The 18,735-nt window shown below is 57.6% G+C and carries 15 protein-coding genes and 1 pseudogene; 10 read left to right on the forward strand and 6 right to left on the reverse strand.

The window, feature by feature from the left end; all coding sequences use genetic code 11:
• Positions 1-98: 98 nt before the first annotated feature.
• Together qseC and qseB are read right to left on the reverse strand one after the other, a co-directional pair.
• The gene (gene qseC / locus Q1L34_RS03405; RefSeq protein WP_004867753.1) at positions 99-1,439 is read right to left on the reverse strand and encodes a quorum sensing histidine kinase QseC; all 1,341 of its coding nucleotides are present in this window, start codon (positions 1,437-1,439) and stop codon (positions 99-101) included.
• The gene (gene qseB / locus Q1L34_RS03410) at positions 1,436-2,095 is read right to left on the reverse strand and encodes a quorum sensing response regulator transcription factor QseB (RefSeq protein ID WP_044347910.1); all 660 of its coding nucleotides are present in this window, start codon (positions 2,093-2,095) and stop codon (positions 1,436-1,438) included. Before qseB ends, qseC begins: the two co-directional genes overlap by 4 nt.
• A gap of 150 nt (positions 2,096-2,245) precedes the next feature.
• Between qseB and Q1L34_RS03415 the strand changes: the two genes are divergently transcribed.
• The 6 genes and pseudogenes from Q1L34_RS03415 to Q1L34_RS03440 form a co-directional block, all read left to right on the forward strand.
• Positions 2,246-2,653 carry a YgiW/YdeI family stress tolerance OB fold protein gene (locus Q1L34_RS03415; RefSeq protein WP_004867749.1) on the forward strand — a complete coding sequence of 136 codons (408 nt, stop codon included), beginning with the start codon at positions 2,246-2,248 and terminating at the stop codon, positions 2,651-2,653.
• Between the two features lie 72 nt (positions 2,654-2,725).
• The gene (locus Q1L34_RS03420) at positions 2,726-3,595 is read left to right on the forward strand and encodes an AraC family transcriptional regulator (protein WP_004867747.1); all 870 of its coding nucleotides are present in this window, start codon (positions 2,726-2,728) and stop codon (positions 3,593-3,595) included.
• 121 nt (positions 3,596-3,716) lie between these two features.
• Positions 3,717-5,978, forward strand: coding sequence for a DNA topoisomerase IV subunit A (gene parC / locus Q1L34_RS03425; RefSeq protein WP_327204356.1), 2,262 nt, complete (start codon positions 3,717-3,719; stop codon positions 5,976-5,978).
• Positions 5,979-6,299: 321 nt separating this feature from the next.
• Positions 6,300-7,037, forward strand: a complete 738-nt coding sequence (gene plsC, locus Q1L34_RS03430; RefSeq protein WP_004867743.1) for a 1-acylglycerol-3-phosphate O-acyltransferase — start codon at positions 6,300-6,302, stop codon at positions 7,035-7,037.
• 85 nt (positions 7,038-7,122) lie between these two features.
• On the forward strand, positions 7,123-8,535 hold the full coding sequence (gene ftsP, locus Q1L34_RS03435) for a cell division protein FtsP (protein ID WP_015585703.1): 1,413 nt from the start codon (positions 7,123-7,125) through the stop codon (positions 8,533-8,535).
• Positions 8,536-8,568: 33 nt separating this feature from the next.
• A pseudogene (locus Q1L34_RS03440) lies at positions 8,569-10,808 on the forward strand (YgiQ family radical SAM protein); the annotation flags it as partial.
• Between the two features lie 129 nt (positions 10,809-10,937).
• Here Q1L34_RS03440 and dkgA read toward each other — a convergent pair.
• Entirely contained in the window at positions 10,938-11,765 is an 828-nt protein-coding gene (gene dkgA, locus Q1L34_RS03445; RefSeq protein ID WP_004867733.1) for a 2,5-didehydrogluconate reductase DkgA, read from the reverse strand.
• A gap of 145 nt (positions 11,766-11,910) precedes the next feature.
• The gene (gene yqhD, locus Q1L34_RS03450; protein ID WP_004867729.1) at positions 11,911-13,074 is read right to left on the reverse strand and encodes an alcohol dehydrogenase; all 1,164 of its coding nucleotides are present in this window, start codon (positions 13,072-13,074) and stop codon (positions 11,911-11,913) included.
• A gap of 196 nt (positions 13,075-13,270) precedes the next feature.
• On the opposite strand from yqhD, the gene Q1L34_RS03455 reads away from it, so the two are divergent.
• The 4 genes from Q1L34_RS03455 to Q1L34_RS03470 all read left to right on the forward strand — a co-directional run bounded on the left by Q1L34_RS03455 (position 13,271) and on the right by Q1L34_RS03470 (position 16,653).
• Positions 13,271-14,170 carry an AraC family transcriptional regulator gene (locus Q1L34_RS03455; protein ID WP_004867724.1) on the forward strand — a complete coding sequence of 300 codons (900 nt, stop codon included), beginning with the start codon at positions 13,271-13,273 and terminating at the stop codon, positions 14,168-14,170.
• A 307-nt stretch (positions 14,171-14,477) separates the two neighbouring features.
• A complete protein-coding gene (modA, locus tag Q1L34_RS03460) occupies positions 14,478-15,224 on the forward strand; it encodes a molybdate ABC transporter substrate-binding protein (protein WP_015585704.1) in 747 nt (248 codons plus the stop codon).
• Positions 15,225-15,230: 6 nt separating this feature from the next.
• Positions 15,231-16,043 carry an ABC transporter permease gene (locus tag Q1L34_RS03465; protein WP_015585705.1) on the forward strand — a complete coding sequence of 271 codons (813 nt, stop codon included), beginning with the start codon at positions 15,231-15,233 and terminating at the stop codon, positions 16,041-16,043.
• Positions 16,030-16,653, forward strand: a complete 624-nt coding sequence (locus Q1L34_RS03470; protein WP_015585706.1) for an ABC transporter ATP-binding protein — start codon at positions 16,030-16,032, stop codon at positions 16,651-16,653. Before Q1L34_RS03465 ends, Q1L34_RS03470 begins: the two co-directional genes overlap by 14 nt.
• 29 nt (positions 16,654-16,682) lie before the next feature.
• Here the strand turns inward: Q1L34_RS03470 and yghB are convergent, their stop codons facing one another.
• Both yghB and metC read right to left on the reverse strand, forming a co-directional pair.
• Complete coding sequence (yghB, locus tag Q1L34_RS03475; RefSeq protein ID WP_004867712.1) at positions 16,683-17,342, reverse strand: DedA family general envelope maintenance protein YghB; 660 nt, start codon at positions 17,340-17,342, stop codon at positions 16,683-16,685.
• Between the two features lie 130 nt (positions 17,343-17,472).
• Positions 17,473-18,660, reverse strand: coding sequence for a cystathionine beta-lyase (gene metC / locus Q1L34_RS03480; protein WP_327204357.1), 1,188 nt, complete (start codon positions 18,658-18,660; stop codon positions 17,473-17,475).
• Positions 18,661-18,735 lie beyond the last annotated feature (75 nt).

Below are 18,735 nucleotides of genomic sequence, written 5' to 3' on the forward strand. Positions count from 1 at the left end.
CCCTTCAGGTTTCGAGTTTGTCACTGATTTTACCCCGCGAGGCGGGGCGGTAAAATGAGCAAAATGTGCAAAGTCTTTTGCGTTAATTGCAATAATTGCTACCAGCGCACGCGCGCCGCGAAACCGCCTTCGGGCGCGTTGCTGAAGTCTACCGTCATCCGGTGCAGCGCGGCAATGCGGCGGACGATAGATAATCCCAGCCCGCTACCGGGCTCATCCTGGCCGGGAGGGCGATAGAAGCGCTCGCCGATACGCGCCAGCGCCTCGGGGCTGACGCCCGGGCCATTATCGCGAACGGAAAACTCACGGGCATCAAGAGTGATATCGACCTGGCTGCCGCGCGGGCTGTAACGTACGGCGTTATCCAGCAGATTGCGCACCAGCAGACTCAGCAGCAGCGGCTGGCCCGGCTGCATGACCTGAGTTGCGTTCAGGTGCAGGCGAAGCTCAATGCCCGCCTGCTGCGCAGAGTGGTACATCTCCATGACCGACGATTGCAGCAGCTCATCGATGGCTATCGTATGCACATCATCAAGCTGCGCCAGAGAATCGAGGCGCGACAACGTTAAAAGCTGGTCTACCAGCCGGGTTGCGCGGTCAATTCCTTCATGCAGCTGCGCCAGCGCTTTCTCCCGCCCCTGCGGGTCGTCCATTGATAGCTGAGCGACTTCAGTCTGCACTTTCAGGGCTGCAAGCGGGCTGCGCAGCTCGTGTGCGGCATCGGAGGTAAACCGGCGCTCGCGTATCATGGTGTCATGCGTACGAGCAAACAGCTGATTCAGGGCATCGACCAGCGGCCGGACTTCACTGGGCACCTTGTCGACGTTAAGCGATTCCGCCGAGTCCGGCGCGCGCAGACGCAGCGTTCTGGCCAGCTGTTTTAACGGCGCCAGCTCCCGGCTCAATAGCACAATCAGCAGCAGGAACATCAGCGGCAGCGCCACCAGCCAGGGAGTCAGCTGGGAGGTGACGATATCCAGCGCCATTTCCCGCCGGTAGTCCCACTCCTGACCCACGACAATACGGTAGCGGCCATCGCCGGTGGTTAGCTGCAGGAAGCGCCATTCATCATCATCGTTATTCAGATAGCCATCGCTGAAGCCTTCCCGACGATTTTGCCACGGGATGTCCTGACCATTCTCGCCGTCGTGAAGCAGGCGCTTGCCGTCGGCCGTGAAAATCGCGAACGCCAGCGCGTCGTCATCGAGGTGGCCGTGCTTGATCTTCTTTTTTGTCCGCACCGGCGCCGTGAGCGTATGCAGCTCGTCGAAATTCATGGCGCTCAGTCGGCGGGCAAACAGCAGCTGTTGGGTATCAAAGAGCTTATCCAGTTTTTCCGTGGTTTGTTGCCAGGCAAAAAAGCAGGCGATGCCCCAGGCCGCGCTGGTCAACAGGAAAAACAGGAGCGTCAGGCGGACGCGCAGGCTAAGTCGTTTCATGCATCACCGAGGGTATAGCCGATACCGTGAACGGTACGAATAAATTCACTGCCGAGCTTGCGGCGCAGGTGATGAACGTGCACCTCGACCGCATTGCTGGAGACATCGTCATCCCAGGTATAGAGTTTCTCTTCAATGAGCTTGCGCGGCAGCACACGTCCGGCATTGCGCATCAGCAGCTCCAGCAAGGCGAACTCTTTTGGCTTCAGCGCCAGGTTGTCGCCGTTCACCGTTACGGTCAGACCAATGGGATCGAGCGCAACGTGGCCATGGCGCAGCTCGCTGCTGCTCTGGCCGTGGGTGCGACGAATCAGGGCCTCCAGACGGGCGGCAACTTCAATCAGCGCGAAAGGTTTACACAGATAGTCATCGGCGCCGAGGCGCAGCCCTTCAACCCGCTGGCTGAGCGCATCGCGGGCCGTGAGGATCAGTACCGGCTCGTGGCGGCCCTGATTACGCCATTCGCGCAGGATATCCAGCCCGTCGATGCCGGGCAGCGTCAGGTCGAGGATCGCCGCGTCATAGGGCGCCGTATAGAGCGCGGTTTTGCCCTCTTCGCCGCGGGTAAACCAGTCGATGCTGAAGCCCATTTTTGTCAGCCCGACTTTAATGCCATCGCCGATGAGCTTGTCGTCTTCCACCAGTAAAATGCGCATTGGCCGCTCCTGTGGCTGTCATGAGTACGCGCAGTAAACCGCGTTGCGGCAGGCGCTGTACAGTAATAAAATTTCTTTTTTCTGCTTAAGAAGTCGTTAAGTTTTGCCTGATGTAATCATGGTCATATAACCAGACAAGGAGAACATCTTATGAAGAAAATGGCTGCAATGACCGCGATCGTCGCTTTAATTTCGATGCCGGTGCTGGCTGCTGAACAAGGTGGTTTTAACGGACCGGGTGCGACGCAAACCAGCCAGACGTCTACGCAAAAAGGCGGTTTTATTGGCCCGAGCGGGAGCGTAACGACGGTGGAAAACGCCAAATCCTTGCGGGATGACACCTGGGTGACCCTGCGCGGTAAAATCGTGCAGCGGATTTCCGACGATCTGTATAAATTCCAGGACGCTTCCGGGACGGTGAATGTGGATATTGACCATAAACGCTGGAACGGCCTGACCGTCACACCGCAGGACACCGTTGAGATCCAGGGGGAGGTCGACAAAGACTGGAACTCGGTCGAAATCGATGTGAAGCAGATTACTAAAGTCACCCCGTAAGCGCGACATCGCGCAAGATCGGTCAGGAATCGCTATCCTCGCTCTGCCAGAGTATGTCCGGAGGAGGAGACGATGAACGAGACCAGAACCAGCCCGGCGTACGCCGGGCGTTTTCAGCGCGTGTGTTTATACATTGAGCGTCATCTGGATGAACCCCTGTCGCTGGAGACGCTGAGCGCGATCGCGCACAGCTCGCCGTATCACTTTCACCGGCAATTCACTGCCTGTAGCGGCGTACCGCTATATCGCTATATCCAGTGGCTGCGTCTGCGCCGCGCCTGCTGGCGTCTGGCGTTCAGGCCGCAGGATAAAATCATCGATATTGCCCTTGATGCCGGGTTTCAGAATCCGGAATCGTTCAGTCGTGCCTTCCGTGCCGCGTTCGCTCAAAGCCCCAGCCAGTTCCGTCAACAGCCGGACTGGCAGGAGTGGCATCGACGCGTTCCGAAACATACGTTACAGGAGCAACATCCGATGGTGGTTAAAATAGTCCAGTTCCCTGAGACGCAGGTGGCGATGTTGCGCCACCGCGGCAGTCCTGATTTGGTCAATGCTACGGCGGCGCAGTTTATCGCCTGGCGCAAGGCGAGCGGGTTATCGCCGGTCGCCACCAGCGCGACCTGGGGCGTGTCGTGGGACGATCCCGCGGCCACCCCCGCTGACGATTTCCGTTTTGATATCTGCGGGTCGGTCAGCGAACCGATCGCGGAAAACGCCTTTGGCGTGGTGAATGGCACCATTCCGGGCGGGCGATGCGCAGTGGCGCGCCATCACGGCTCGCTGGATACGCTCGCGCAAAGTATCTGGTCTCTCTACCGCGACTGGCTACCGACGTCGGGCGAAACGCCACGCGATTTTCCGCTGTTTTTTCGTTACCTCAACTTCGTGCATGAAGTCGGCGAACACGAGCTACAGACCGATATTTATCTGCCGTTACGCTGATTAGCGCCAGCGGAATCCTCAGCCGATCTCACGGCCTGTGACTCAGGGCGTGAGATCGGGTATTATCGCGGGTAGTTTTGCCGCCCGCACGGTCGGTACGCAGATTGAGGATTCACGATTAATGAGCGATATGGCAGAGCGCCTTGCGCTGCATGAATTTACGGAAAATGCTTACCTGAACTATTCCATGTACGTCATCATGGACAGGGCGTTGCCGTTTATTGGCGATGGTCTGAAGCCGGTCCAGCGTCGCATCGTTTACGCGATGTCTGAGCTGGGGCTGAACGCCAGCGCGAAGTTCAAAAAGTCCGCCCGCACCGTGGGTGATGTGCTGGGTAAATATCACCCGCACGGCGATAGCGCATGCTATGAAGCTATGGTGCTGATGGCGCAGCCATTCTCCTACCGCTACCCGCTGGTGGATGGGCAGGGGAACTGGGGGGCGCCGGACGATCCTAAATCCTTCGCCGCGATGCGTTATACCGAATCCCGTTTGTCGAAGTATGCGGAACTGCTGCTGGGCGAACTGGGGCAGGGAACCGTCGACTGGGTGCCGAACTTCGACGGGACGATGCAGGAGCCGAAAATGCTGCCTGCGCGTCTGCCGAATATCCTGCTGAACGGCACTACCGGCATCGCCGTCGGTATGGCAACCGATATTCCTCCGCACAACCTGCGTGAAGTGGCGCAGGCTGCCATTACGCTGCTCGAAAAACCGCAGACCTCGCTCGACGAACTGCTGGATATCGTTCACGGGCCAGACTACCCGACCGAAGCCGAAATCATTACTCCACGCGCGGAGATCCGCAAAATCTACCAGAACGGTCGCGGTTCGGTTCGGATGCGTGCGGTATGGAAAAAAGAGGACGGCGCGGTAGTGATTACGGCGTTGCCGCATCAGGTTTCCGGCGCCCGCGTGCTGGAACAGATTGCCGCTCAGATGCGCAACAAAAAGCTGCCGATGGTTGACGATCTGCGCGATGAGTCGGACCACGAAAACCCGACGCGCCTGGTGATCGTCCCGCGTTCGAATCGCGTGGATATGGAACAGGTGATGAATCATCTGTTTGCGACCACCGATCTTGAAAAAAGCTATCGCATCAACCTGAACATGATCGGCCTCGACAATCGTCCGGCGGTAAAAAACCTGCTGGAGATCCTCGCGGAATGGCTGACCTTCCGCCGCGATACCGTGCGTCGTCGTCTGAACTACCGGCTGGAGAAAGTGCTCAAGCGTCTGCACATCCTCGAAGGTTTGCTGGTCGCGTTCCTCAACATTGATGAAGTGATTGAAATTATCCGCCACGAGGATGAACCGAAGCCGGCCCTGATGTCGCGTTTTGGCATCAGCGAAACCCAGGCGGAAGCGATCCTTGAGCTGAAACTGCGTCACCTCGCCCGACTGGAAGAGATGAAGATCCGCGGCGAGCAGAGCGATCTGGAAAAAGAGCGCGATCAGCTGCAGGCGATTCTGGCCTCTGAACGGAAGATGAACAACCTGCTGAAGAAAGAGCTGCAGGCCGACGCCGAAACCTTCGGCGACGATCGTCGTTCACCGCTGCGCGAGCGCGAAGAAGCAAAAGCGATGAGCGAGCATGACATGCTGCCGTCTGAACCGGTGACCATCGTGCTGTCGCAAATGGGCTGGGTGCGGAGCGCCAAAGGCCACGATATTGACGCGCAGGGCCTGAGTTATAAAGCCGGCGATAGCTGGAAGGCGTCGTCGAAAGGCAAGAGCAACCAGCCGGTGGTGTTTATTGATACCACCGGGCGTAGCTACGCCATCGATCCCATTACGCTGCCGTCGGCACGCGGTCAGGGTGAGCCGATTACCGGCAAACTGACGCTACCGCCGGGCGCCAGCATTGAACATATGCTGATGGAAAGCGACGATCGCAAGCTGCTGATGGCCTCCGACGCCGGCTACGGTTTCGTCTGTACCTTCAACGATCTGGTGGCGCGCAACCGCGCAGGCAAGGCGCTGATTACGTTGCCGGATAACGCGCGCGTCATGGCGCCGCTGGTGATTGAGGATGATTCAGACATGCTGCTGGCGATCACCGCTGCCGGACGCATGCTGATGTTCCCGGTCAGCGACTTACCGCAGCTGTCGAAAGGTAAGGGGAATAAGATTATCAATATTCCGTCGGCGGAAGCGGCTTCCGGTCAGGATGGCCTGGCGCACTTGTTCGTGCTGCCGCCGCAGAGCACGCTGACTATCCACGTCGGGAAACGCAAAATTAAACTGCGTCCCGAAGAGCTGCAAAAAGTCACCGGTGAACGCGGTCGTCGCGGCTCGCTGATGCGCGGACTGCAGAAAATCGATCGTGTGGAAATCGATTCGCCGCGTCGGGCATCGTCGGCGGGCGATAGCGAAGAGTAAGATGAGCCTCCCCTGCTATCCGGTAGGGGAGGCTAAAATTTGCCGCAAAATCGTTGTTTATTCAGGTGTTGCGATTAACAATAGGCGCAAAATCATTCAAGATACGTCGGGGCGGCCAGCAAATGACACCCGACGCCTGCAATCTGCTAAACAGCGAGTCAGTACCCTTTACACGTGAGTTGCGCTGAAATGCAACGACGAGCGTGTCAGGCGTGTCGTGCACGTGCGGTCACGATGTACCGGGCGATATCGCCGTTCGCGCGCATACGAGCTGAAGTTTAACGGGTATCATTCTAAGCGGTTTGGGTTTTAGAGGTAGCTATGCTATTTATTTTTCGACTAATTGTTGTTGTTATTTATTGTCTCTTTGTGTGCATATTTGGCTGTATTTACTGCTTGTTCAGCCCGCGTAATCCTAAACACGTGGCCACCTTCGGGCATCTGTTTGGCCGGCTCTCTCCGCTGTTCGGCCTGAAGGTCGAAACGCGTAAGCCTGCTGATGCAGAGAGCTATGGCAATGCGATCTACATCGCTAACCATCAGAACAACTATGATATGGTGACGGCATCAAATATCGTACAGCCGCCGACCGTGACCGTGGGTAAAAAGAGCCTGGTGTGGATCCCGTTTTTTGGTCTGCTCTACTGGTTGACGGGGAACCTGCTGATTGACCGTAATAACCGGGCGAAAGCGCATGGCACTATCTCGCAGGTCGTCAATACGTTTAAAAAACGCAAAATCTCTTTCTGGATGTTCCCGGAAGGTACGCGCAGCCGCGGTCGCGGTTTGCTCCCCTTTAAAACCGGCGCTTTCCACGCGGCGATTGCCGCTGGCGTACCGATTATTCCGGTGTGCGTTTCCAATACTTCGAATAAAATTAACCTCAATCGCCTGAACAATGGTCTGGTGATTGTCGAAATGCTGCCGCCGGTCGATACCAGCCAGTTTGGTAAAGAGGGCGTACGTGCGCTGGCAACGCACTGCCGCGAGCTGATGGCGGCGAAGATTGAAGAGCTGGATCGCGAGGTTGCTGAACGCGAAGCGGCGGCAAAGAAATAAACCAGGAACTGCCGCGATAATGCGAGCACAGGGCTAGCGGGAAACGAATTCCCTTTTTGATGAGTTAGTATTCCATGGAGTTAATATGTCACTCAGTCGGCGTCAGTTTATTAAGGCTTCAGGCGTAGCGCTGTGCGCGGGAGCCGTGCCGCTGAACGCACATGCCGCCGGCCAGCAGCCAGCCTTGCCGGTTCCACCGCTGCTGGAATCCCGCCGCGGCCAGCCGCTGTTTTTAACTCTGCAGCGGGCGCACTGGTCATTTACCCCGGGAACGCGCGCCTCGGTATGGGGCGTGAACGGTCGCTATCTCGGGCCGACGATCCGCGTGTGGAATGGCGATGATGTTAAGCTCATTTACAGCAACCGCCTGACGGAAAACGTCGCCATGACCATTCGGGGCCTGCAGGTTCCCGGTCCGCTGATTGGCGGCGCGGCGCGAATGATGTCGCCGAACGCCGACTGGGCGCCGGTGCTGCCGATTCGCCAGAGTGCCGCCACGCTGTGGTATCAGGCGAATACCCCGAACCATATGGCCAGACAGGTCTATAACGGTCTGGCGGGCATGTGGCTGGTGGAAGATGAAATCAGCAAAAATCTCCCGGTACCTAATCACTATGGCGTGGATGACTTCCCGGTGATTATTCAGGACAAGCGGCTGGATAATTTCGGTACCCCGGAATACAGCGAACCCGGCAGCGGCGGTTTTGTCGGCGATACGCTGCTGGTGAACGGCGTACAGAGTCCGTATGTCGAAGTGTCGCGCGGCTGGGTGCGCCTGCGTCTGCTGAACGCCTCTAACTCCCGCCGCTATCAGCTGCAGATGAGCGATGGCCGGCTGATACACGTTATCTCCGGCGATCAGGGCTTTTTACCTGCGCCGGTGTCACTGAAACAGCTGTCGTTGGCCCCCGGCGAACGGCGAGAAATTCTGGTGGATATGACCAACGGCGATGAGGTGTCGATTACCTGCGGCGAAGCGGCGAGCATCGTTGATCGTATCCGTGGCTTCTTCGAACCGTCGAGCATCCTGATTTCTACGCTGCTATTAACGTTGCGTCCGACGGGCCTGCTGCCGCTGGTTACCGATAGTCTGCCGGTGCGTTTGCTGCCGACGGAGTTCCTGTCCGGTACGCCGCTTCGCTCACGGGATATCTCTCTGGGCGACGATCCGGGCATTAACGGTAATCTGTGGGATCCGCAGCGCATTGATATCACCGCCCAGCAGGGCACCTGGGAGCGCTGGACCGTGCGCGCCGATCGGCCGCAGTCGTTCCATATAGAAGGGGTGATGTTCCAGGTGCGTAACGTGAACGGGTCCGCGCCGTTCCCGGAGGATCGCGGCTGGAAAGATACCGTCTGGGTCGACGGGCAGGTGGAGCTGCTGGTGTACTACGCGCAGCCTTCCTGGCCGCATTTCCCGTTCCAGTTCCTGAGCCAGACGCTGGAGCTTGCCGACCGTGGTTCCATTGGCCAGATGCTGGTCAATCCCGCACCGTAATGCCTTATACCCTGACCGGATCGCGGTCAGGGTATAAGAAAATCTCCCTTCATTTCCATCATCGATCCGGCTTATAATCCCCGCCCTTTGATTATTTTTTTATCATTTTTTCCGGAAGCAATATGAGCGCAATATCCCTGATCCAACCGGATCGTGACCTTTTTTCCTGGCCGCAGTATTGGGCCGCCTGCTTTGGCCCGGCGCCATTTTTACCAATGTCACGCGAAGAGATGGATCAACTTGGCTGGGATAGCTGCGACATTATCCTGGTCACCGGCGATGCGTATGTCGACCATCCGAGCTTCGGAATGGCGATCTGCGGACGCATGCTGGAAGCGCAGGGATTCCGCGTCGGGATTATTTCCCAGCCTGACTGGAACAATAAAAATGACTTTATGCGCCTCGGCAAACCGAACCTGTTCTTCGGGGTCACCGCCGGCAATATGGACTCGATGATCAACCGCTACACCGCTGACCGTAAGCTGCGCCACGATGATGCTTATACCGCGGGCAATGTTGCCGGTAAACGTCCTGACCGCGCCACGCTGGTCTATACCCAGCGCTGTAAAGAAGCGTGGAAGGATGTCCCGGTTATCCTCGGGGGAATCGAGGCCAGCCTGCGTCGTACCGCGCATTATGATTACTGGTCTGATACCGTGCGCCGTTCGGTGCTGGTGGACTCGAAAGCCGATATGCTGATGTTCGGCAACGGCGAGCGTCCGCTGGTGGAAGTGGCGCATCGTCTGGCTGCCGGTGAGCCGATTGGCCAAATTCGCGACGTGCGTAATACCGCCATTATGGTCAAAGAGGCGCTGCCGGGCTGGAGCGGTGTGGACTCTACCCGTCTGGATACGCCGGGTAAAATTGACCCGATCCCGCACCCGTATGGCGAAGACCTGCCGTGCGCGGATAACAAAACCGTCGCGCCGCCAAAACAAGAAGCCAAACGTGTTACCGTTCAACCGCCGCGTCCGAAGCCGTGGGAAAAAACCTACGTCCTGCTGCCTTCCTTTGAGAAGGTGAAAGGGGACAAGGTGCTGTACGCGCACGCGTCACGTATTCTGCATCATGAGACCAACCCGGGCTGCGCGCGCGCGTTAATGCAAAAGCACGGCGAGCGTTATATCTGGGTTAACCCACCGGCAATCCCGCTGTCGACGGAAGAGATGGACAGCGTGTTTGCGCTGCCGTATAAGCGCGTCCCGCACCCGGCATATGGCGACAGCCGTATTCCGGCTTACGAGATGATTCGTTTCTCGATAAACATTATGCGCGGCTGTTTCGGCGGCTGTTCTTTCTGCTCCATCACCGAGCATGAAGGGCGCATCATTCAGAGCCGTTCCGAAGATTCGATCATCAACGAGATCGAAGCAATTCGCGACACAGTTCCCGGCTTTACCGGTGTTATCTCCGATCTTGGCGGCCCGACAGCCAACATGTATATGCTGCGCTGCAAGTCGCCGCGTGCGGAACAAACCTGTCGCCGTTTATCCTGCGTCTATCCGGATATCTGTCCGCACATGGATACCAACCATGAGCCAACGATCAATCTGTATCGTCGCGCCCGCGATCTGAAAGGGATTAAAAAAATCCTCATCGCCTCTGGCGTGCGCTATGACATCGCCGTCGAGGATCCGCGCTACATCAAAGAGCTGGCGACTCACCACGTTGGCGGCTATCTGAAGATTGCCCCGGAACATACGGAAGAAGGCCCGCTGTCAAAAATGATGAAGCCGGGTATGGGAAGCTATGACCGCTTTAAAGAGCTGTTCGATACCTATTCGAAGCAGGCGGGCAAAGAGCAGTACCTGATCCCATACTTTATCTCTGCGCACCCGGGGACTCGTGATGAAGATATGGTGAACCTGGCCCTGTGGCTGAAAAAACACCGTTTCCGTCTCGACCAGGTCCAGAACTTCTATCCGTCGCCGCTGGCCAACTCGACCACCATGTATTACACCGGCAAGAACCCGCTGGGTAAGATTGGCTATAAGAGTGAAGACGTTGTGGTGCCGAGAGGCGACAAACAGCGCCGTCTGCATAAAGCGCTGTTGCGTTACCACGATCCGGCGAACTGGCCGCTGATTCGTCAGGCGCTGGAGAGCATGGGCAAGAAGCATCTGATTGGATCGCGCCGCGACTGTCTGGTTCCTGCACCAACGCTGGATGAGATGCGTGAGGCGCGTCGTCAGAACCGCAATACCCGCCCGGCGTTAACCAAACATACGCCCATTGTGCATCAGCGTTCGAACGGTGGGGAGACGGCGAAGAAGCCCGTAAAACGCGGCAAGGTCGCCAGCCGTTAAGTCTGTTGTATGGCCCGGTGGCGCAGCGCTTTCCGGGCCGGTAAACGGTGAATCACAGGCCGGATCGGCGTCAGCGCCATCCGGCCTGTTTGCGCTCTATCCGCCGAACTGATCCGGATCCGGTCCCAGACGTTTGTTCTGGTCCAGTTTTGCCATCTCACCCAGCTCGTCTTTATCGAGACGGAAATCCCAGACGTTGAAGTTCTCCGCAATACGCGCCGGCGTTACGGATTTCGGAATCACCACCAGCCCATTGTCCAGGTGCCAGCGGATAACAATCTGCGCGGGCGTTTTACCGTATTTATCCGCGAGATGGTGAACAATTTTCCGATCGAAAACGCCTTCTCCCCCCTGCGCCAGCGGGCTCCAGGATTCCGTCTGAATTTTATGCGTGGCGTTCCAGGCATGAAGCTGACGTTGCTGTAGCAAAGGGTGAAGCTCTACCTGGTTTATCACCGGCACGATGCCGGTTTCATCGAGCAGCCGCTGGAGATGGTGTACCTGGAAGTTACAAACGCCGATGCTTTTGACCAGCCCCTCTTTTTGCAGCTCAACCATGCCTTTCCAGGCGTCAACATAGTGGTCAATCGCCGGAACCGGCCAGTGCATAAGATAGAGATCGACATAATCGAGCTGCAGCTTGCTCAGGCTCTCTTGCAGCGCTTCACGAGGCCGTTTTTGGTCGTCGTTCCACAGTTTCGTGGTGATAAACAGCTCATCGCGGGGGACGCCTGCGCTGCGCAACGCATTGCCGACACCGGTCTCATTTTGGTATGCGGCGGCGGTGTCAAAAGAGCGATAACCGACTTCCAGCGCCTTATGAATGGCGGAGACGACTTCCTCGTTGCCTGCTTTCCACACGCCGAGACCCAGTTGTGGCATCAGGTTGCCGTCGTGCAGTTTTATAACGGTTGGATGTGTCATGCCTTCCTCCTGTTAATGAAACTCAGCGGTATACATTCCGCTAAGGGGTAGCATTAAGTCTGGACGAAATAGCTAAAAACGGTAGTAAAACTCTTCTCCTTCCCACAAGTTCACGGGAAGGAGAGGAGGGGGAGAAAGGGAAAACTTAGCGTGCAGCCTCGTAAATCCGGCGGCTGACCTCAAGGGTGATATCCTGATTTTCACCCAGCGCCGTCATGCCGTGTTCTTCCAGTTTAGCCAGTAATGCCGGGATGGAGCTACCGTCCAGACCGTAGTCGGAAAGACGGGTCGGTACGCCAAGCTGTTCGAAGAAGTTACGCGTCGCGGCGATAGCGGCATCGATACGTTCGTCTTCAGAGCCCTCGGTAATATTCCAGACGCGAGCGGCATACTGCAGCAGCTTCGCGCGTTTAGTCTCGCGTTTTTCATTCCACAATACTGGCAGCACGATGGCCAGCGTCTGGGCATGATCGAGGCCATGCATCGCGGTCAGCTCATGACCCAGCATGTGCGTTGCCCAGTCCTGGGGAACGCCGGCGCCGATCAGGCCGTTTAGCGCCTGGGTCGCGGCCCACATAATATTGGCGCGAACGTCGTAATTTTCCGGCTCCTTCAGCGCTTTCGGACCCTCTTCAATCAGGGTCAGCAGAATGCCTTCGGCGAAGCGATCCTGAATTTTGCCATCAACCGGGTAGGTAACGTACTGCTCAACGGTATGGACAAATGCGTCAACCACGCCGTTGGCCACCTGACGCGGTGGCAGGGTATAGGTATAAACCGGATCGAGGATCGCAAACACCGGCTGCACATGAGAAGACATGAAGGCGCGTTTGTCGCCGGTCGTTTTACGTGAAACCACGGCACCTTTATTGGATTCGGAACCGGTTGCCGGCAGCGTCAGCACGGAGCCCATCGGGATCGCACTTTTCACGTGGCTGCCGTAGGTTTCGAGAATTTCCCACGGATCGACGTTCTCGTCATAGTGCGCCGCCGCGGCGATGAATTTGGTGCCATCCAGTACCGAACCACCGCCGACGGCGAGCAGGAAGGTGACGTTTTGTTCACGGGCGATTTTCACCGCGTTCATCAGCGTTTCGTAAGAGGGGTTTGGTTCAATCCCGCCAAACTCCAGAACGTCGAAGCCGTTCAGAGCGTTGAGGACCTGATCGAGCACGCCGGTTTTTTTCACGCTGCCGCCGCCGTAGGTCACCAGAATCCGGGCATCCGCCGGGATTTGGTCCCGCAGGTTAGCGATGGCGCCTTTACCAAACAGGATGCGGGTTGGGGTATGTAGATCGAAATTGTTCATTATTCGTGCCCTCAAAAAAAGAAAACTGCCGACTGAGAGGATGCCTCGGCCAGATGACGGTCATTGTGGTCCTGTCGCCGGTTCCTCTCAATGCACATTCCTGCCGTTGTCTTGCCCATTTCTCCACCGGGCTGGAGAAAAGGCAGAAATATGCGCACAATGCAGAGGTGAGAAAACGTCTGGAGAAGCACCGAAAATGAACCGCGCCGAGATATGCCAGCTGTTGACGGAAAAGGTTAATGCACTGAAAGATAACGAAGAAAACCTCAGCTTGCTGCTGCCAGATATTCGTCTGTTGTACGGCACGCAGCCGGGGACTCGCACGCCGGTGATGTACCAGCCAGGCATTGTTTTTCTCTTTTCAGGTCATAAAATTGGCTACATCAATGAGCGGACTTTTCGCTATGACACCAATGAATACCTGCTGTTGACGGTCCCCCTGCCGTTTGAGTGCGAGACCTTCGCAACGCCAGAGGTGCCGCTTGCGGGATTGCGCCTGAATGTGGATATTCTTCAGCTGCAGGAGCTGCTGATGGACATTGGCGAGGACGCGCTGTTTCAGCCCTCGATGGCCTCCAGCGGCATCAACTCGGCGGCGTTATCGGACGAGATCCTGTGTGCCGCGGAGAGGCTGCTGGATGTGATGGAGCGGCCGCTGGATGCGCGTATCCTTGGCAAACAGATCATCCGCGAGATCCTCTATCACGTGCTTACCGGGCCATGCGGCGGGGCGCTGCTGGCGCTGGTCAGCCGACAAACCCACTTCAGCCTGATTAGCCGTGTTCTGAAGCGCATTGAAAGCCAGTACACCGAAAACCTCAGCGTCGATCAGCTGGCGGCGGAAGCCAATATGAGCGTCTCGGCGTTTCATCATAATTTCAAATCGGTGACCAGCACCTCGCCGCTGCAGTATCTCAAAAGCTATCGCTTACATAAGGCGCGGATGCTGATGATTCATGACGGGATGAAAGCCAGCGCCGCGGCGATGCGCGTCGGTTACGAGAGCGCGTCGCAGTTCAGCCGTGAGTTTAAACGCTACTTTGGCATGACGCCGGGAGAAGATGCGGCGCGAGTGCGCAGCATGCAGGGGGCCTGATTTGGTTGCCGCGGGCGCGAAGCCGGTTCCGGCCGCGGCTGGTTTTATTTGTTTCCTGCCGCCGGCGAGGCAAATTTCGTCCTTTTTTTAACGCCTGCGCTCTTTTTTTAACCTCTCTTTTGATTTTGGCCAACTCCCTTATCGATATATACATGATTATATAGCGAATGATTTTTGCCCAGCCGATCGTCCCAGCCGGGGAATATCATCGGCAGGCGCTTCGGCGCCGTATTGCGCCAGCGTTTGGCGGATAACGCCATGCAATCGTTACTCAATTAACGCTATCAATACGCAGGGAAAATGGGATATGAAAATAATAAAGTGGATCGTTATCGCCCTGGCGGCGCTCGGTAGCCCGCTCGCCTTTGCCGCTGAGCTGCATCTGTACGCGGGTGCCGGACTGCGTGTCCCGGTCGATCAAATTGTCGCCAGGTATGAAAAAGAGAGCGGCAACACGGTGATCGTCGAGTATGGCGGCTCCGGCCAGATCCTGACGCGTTATCAGCTTACGCAGCAGGGCGATCTTTTCCTCCCCGGTTCGGCCGATTACGTCGAAAAACTCCGGCAGCAGGGGAAAGTGGCGGCCGCCTTCCCCCTCGTGCACCACACCCCGGTAATGGCCGTGCGTAAAGATAAGGCGGCGGGTATCGACTCCTATGCCGCGCTGGCCGATAGCTCGCTGAAAATTGGCATGGGCGATCCCCAAAGCATCGCGTTAGGCAAAAGCGGTGAGAAGCTGCTGGAGGCCACGGGATATGGCGAAGCGCTGCGTCAAAAGGTGGTGGTTCGCACCGCGACGATCAAACAGCTGGTGCTCTATTTGCTGAACGGCGACGTTGACGCCGCGGTGATCGGCCGAACGGATGCGGTAAAAAACCGGCAGCAGCTGGTTCTGCTGCCGGTGCCGGCGAATACGCCGGATGAGGTGGCAACGCTTGCGGTGCTGCGGACCAGTCAGCACCCCGAGGAGGCCCGTCAGCTGGCGAACGCTTTTACCTCCGCGCAGGGGATAAAAACGTTTACCGACCTCGGCTATCTGCCGCTGGAAAAGTAAACCCAGATGGCTAATCGTCAGGCAAATTCTCTGGCCGGGCTGATGTTTGCGCCGCTCTGTCTGCTGCTGATGCTGGTTGTCGGCTCGCTGCTGTCGCTGGTATTCGAACTGGACTTGGCCACCCTCATGCAGGTCTTGCAGGAGCCGGAGCTGCACTTTGCCATCGCGATGTCGGTGGGCACCGCCTTGCTGTCGCTTCTGCTGGCGCTGCTGATCGGGATACCCGCCGCGTGGGTGATGGCGAGAACCGCCTTCCGCGGGAAAGGTATTATCGACGCGCTGCTGGATATTCCGCTGGTGACGCCGCCGCTGATCGTCGGCATTGGGCTACTGCTGTTGCTGGGTCAGCGCGGGCCGCTGAACGGTATCTTTCCGCAGCTCTCCGCGCTGCTCTTCTCTCCGCTGGGCGTGATTATCGCCCAGACCTACGTTGCCAGCGCGATAGTGGTCCGGGCGGCGAGCGCCGCATTCTCATCGCTCGACCCGGCATTTATCGCCACGGCGCATAACCTTGGGCTGACGCCAGTCCGCACGCTGCTGCTGGTTGAAATCCCGCTGTGCTGGCCCTCCCTGCTGAGCGGCGGCGTGCTGGCGCTGGCCAGGGCACTGGGGGAGTTTGGTGCGACCCTCATGCTGGCAGGGGCGATCCGCTTTAAAACGGAAACCCTGCCCATGGCGGTGTACCTGAATATTGCCAGCGGCGATTTTTCACTGGCGATAGGCTGCTCGCTGCTGCTGATTGCGCTGGCAGGGCTGTTGCTGGTGATTCTGCACTGGATCCAACGACTCTATAAAGCGAGAGAGTATGTTGCGCGTTGAAAATGTCACCACGCGGATTTTGCAGGGGATAAGCTTCCGCGTGCCGGAGGGACGCTGTGTGGCGATCGCCGGGCCGTCCGGGAGCGGCAAGACCACCATGCTGAACGCGATTGCCGGAGCGCTTCCTTATCAGGGAACGATTTATCTTGCCGGCCAGCGCCTTGACGACCTGCCGCCATGGCAAAGGCCGTGCCGCTATCTCAACCAGCGTCTTTACCTTTTTCCTTACCTGACGGTTCGCGGCAACCTCGCGCTGGCGCAGTACGCGGCGGGCCTTCCACGGGTCAAGAAGGAGCAGATGGATCTGCTGGAAGAGATGGGCATCGCTCACCTGGCGGAGCGCTATCCACGGCAGATTTCCGGCGGGGAGCAGCAGCGGGCGGCGCTCTCCAGGGCGCTGATCTCCCGCCCCAGGCTGCTGCTGCTGGACGAGCCTTTCTCAAGCCTCGATCGCGGGACCCGTGTCCGGCTATGGGAAGCGGTGCGTTCTCTGCGACGCCATGCGGTGACGGTAGTGCTGGTGACGCACGAACCGGAAGAAGCGGCGGCGCTGGCTGACAGGCGGCTGGTGTTACTCAACGGCAGGCTGGTTAGCGAGGGGGGAGAATAAGGGAGGGCCCCTCCCTTATTTATGCTTTATTACGCGCTGCAGAACTTTTTCTTAATGACCACTACCAGGGTACCCACCAGCCCGGCCACCAGCAGCGCGATTGGCAGAATCATCAGGCAGGTCATGACCTGGTCTTCATGTCGCTTCACAAACGGGATCATGCTGAGCGCATAGCCCAGACCGGTAACCACGCCGACCCACAGCAGCGCGCTGAGCCAGTTGAAGAACTGAAAGCGGCGGTTGGAGAGCCCGGAAATGCCGGCCATCGTTGGCAGCAGGGTGCGCACGAAGGCGAGGAAACGACCGGCCAGCAGCGCCAGAAGACCATGTTTATCAAACATACAGGTCGCACGTTGATGGTACTTCTGCGGCAGATGGGCGAGCCAGCCTTTAACGGTTTCGGTATTGCCAAGCCAGCGTCCCTGCAGATAGCTCAGCCAGCAGCCGAGGCTGGCAGCGGCGGTAAGGATGGCAAGAGTCGGCACAAAGTCCATGACGCCTTTGGCTATGAGCGCACCGGCGAGCAGCAGCAGGCTGTCCCCGGGTAAAAATGACGCGGGCAGCAGACCGTTTTCCAGAAACAATGTCATGAACATGACCAGATATACAACGCCCACGACCTGGGGGTTTGCCAGCGCGGCAAAATCATGTTGCCACAGGGCGGCGACAATCTCTTGAATGACAACCATGGACTTTCCTAAGTGGTACCGTATTTTTGACTAGTGTACTCCTGAAGAGCCCCGAACACCTTGATCTCGGGCGCAACAAAAGCGGCCGCCTTACGCAGAACGTCCGCTATTGTTGCCACTCGCTGCCACTTTACACGATACGGGAGAAGCCTGCCGCTAAATCCGCCAGCAGATCGTCAACATTTTCTAAACCGATATGGACGCGAATCAGCGTGCCGCTGAAATCGACTTCAGCTTCCGGACGAATTGAGGCGATTTGTTCCGGCTGGTTAGCCAGAATCAGCGATTCAAAACCGCCCCAGGAGTAGGCCATGCTGAACAAGCTGAAGTTGTCGAGGTATGCAGCAAGCTCGGCGTCGGTCAGACGTTTATTGAGGACAAAAGAGAACAGGCCGCTGCTGCCGGTAAAATCGCGCTGCCAGAACTCGTGGCCTTTGCTGCCCGGTAGCGCAGGGTGATTGACGCGCGCGACCTGCGGATGTTGCGCCAGCCATTCGGCGATACGCAGGCTGCTTTCATGATGCTGACGCAGGCGCACGCCAAGGGTGCGCAGGCCGCGGCTGGTCATATAGGCGGTATCCGCATCGACCATTTGCCCCATCAGGTAGGCGTTTTCCCGCAGCTGATCCCAACAGCGTGCGTTGGATACCGCGGTACCGACCATCGCATCAGAGTGGCCTATCAGGTATTTCGTCCCGGCCTGGATGGAGATATCGACGCCAAAATCCAGCGCTTTAAACAGCACGCCGGCAGCCCAGGTGTTGTCGATCATGATAATCGCCTGTGGGGCAACGCGGCGTACGGCGGCAACGATTGCCGGAACGTCGTGAACTTCCATGGTGATAGAGCCGGGAGACTCGAGGAACACCACCCGGGTGTTTGGCTGAATCTGGCGGGCGATATCGGCGCCAGTCAGCGGATCGAACCAGCTGGTGGTGACGCCGAGCTTCGCGAGGATTTTAGTGCAAAAGTCCTGGCTGGGCTCATACGCGGTGTTGGTCATCAGGACATGGTCGCCCTGTTCAACGAAGGCCAGAATAGTATTGGCAACGGCTGCGGCGCCGCAGGGAAACAGCGCGCACCCGGCGCCACCTTCCAGTTCACACATGGCTTCCTGTAACGAAAAGTGGGTCAATGTCCCGCGACGGCCGTAAAACAGCTCGCCTTTTGCCCGGTTGCGGGTGGCGTGCTTTTTGGCTTCGACAGTCTCGAACACCAGCGATGAAGCACGCTGAATCACGCTGTTGACCGAGCCATGAGTATATTTTTTACTGCGCCCGGCATTGACCAGCGCGGTATCAAGATGTTTATCAGCCATGTTTTTTTACCTGGTTTTATACGTCTGGACGTCTAAACTAACATGAATGGCCCAACCTGTACCGGGGAATGGCCG

This window comes from Klebsiella ornithinolytica (genome assembly GCF_030505655.1).
GTDB classification, from domain to species: Bacteria; Pseudomonadota; Gammaproteobacteria; order Enterobacterales; family Enterobacteriaceae; genus Klebsiella; species Klebsiella ornithinolytica.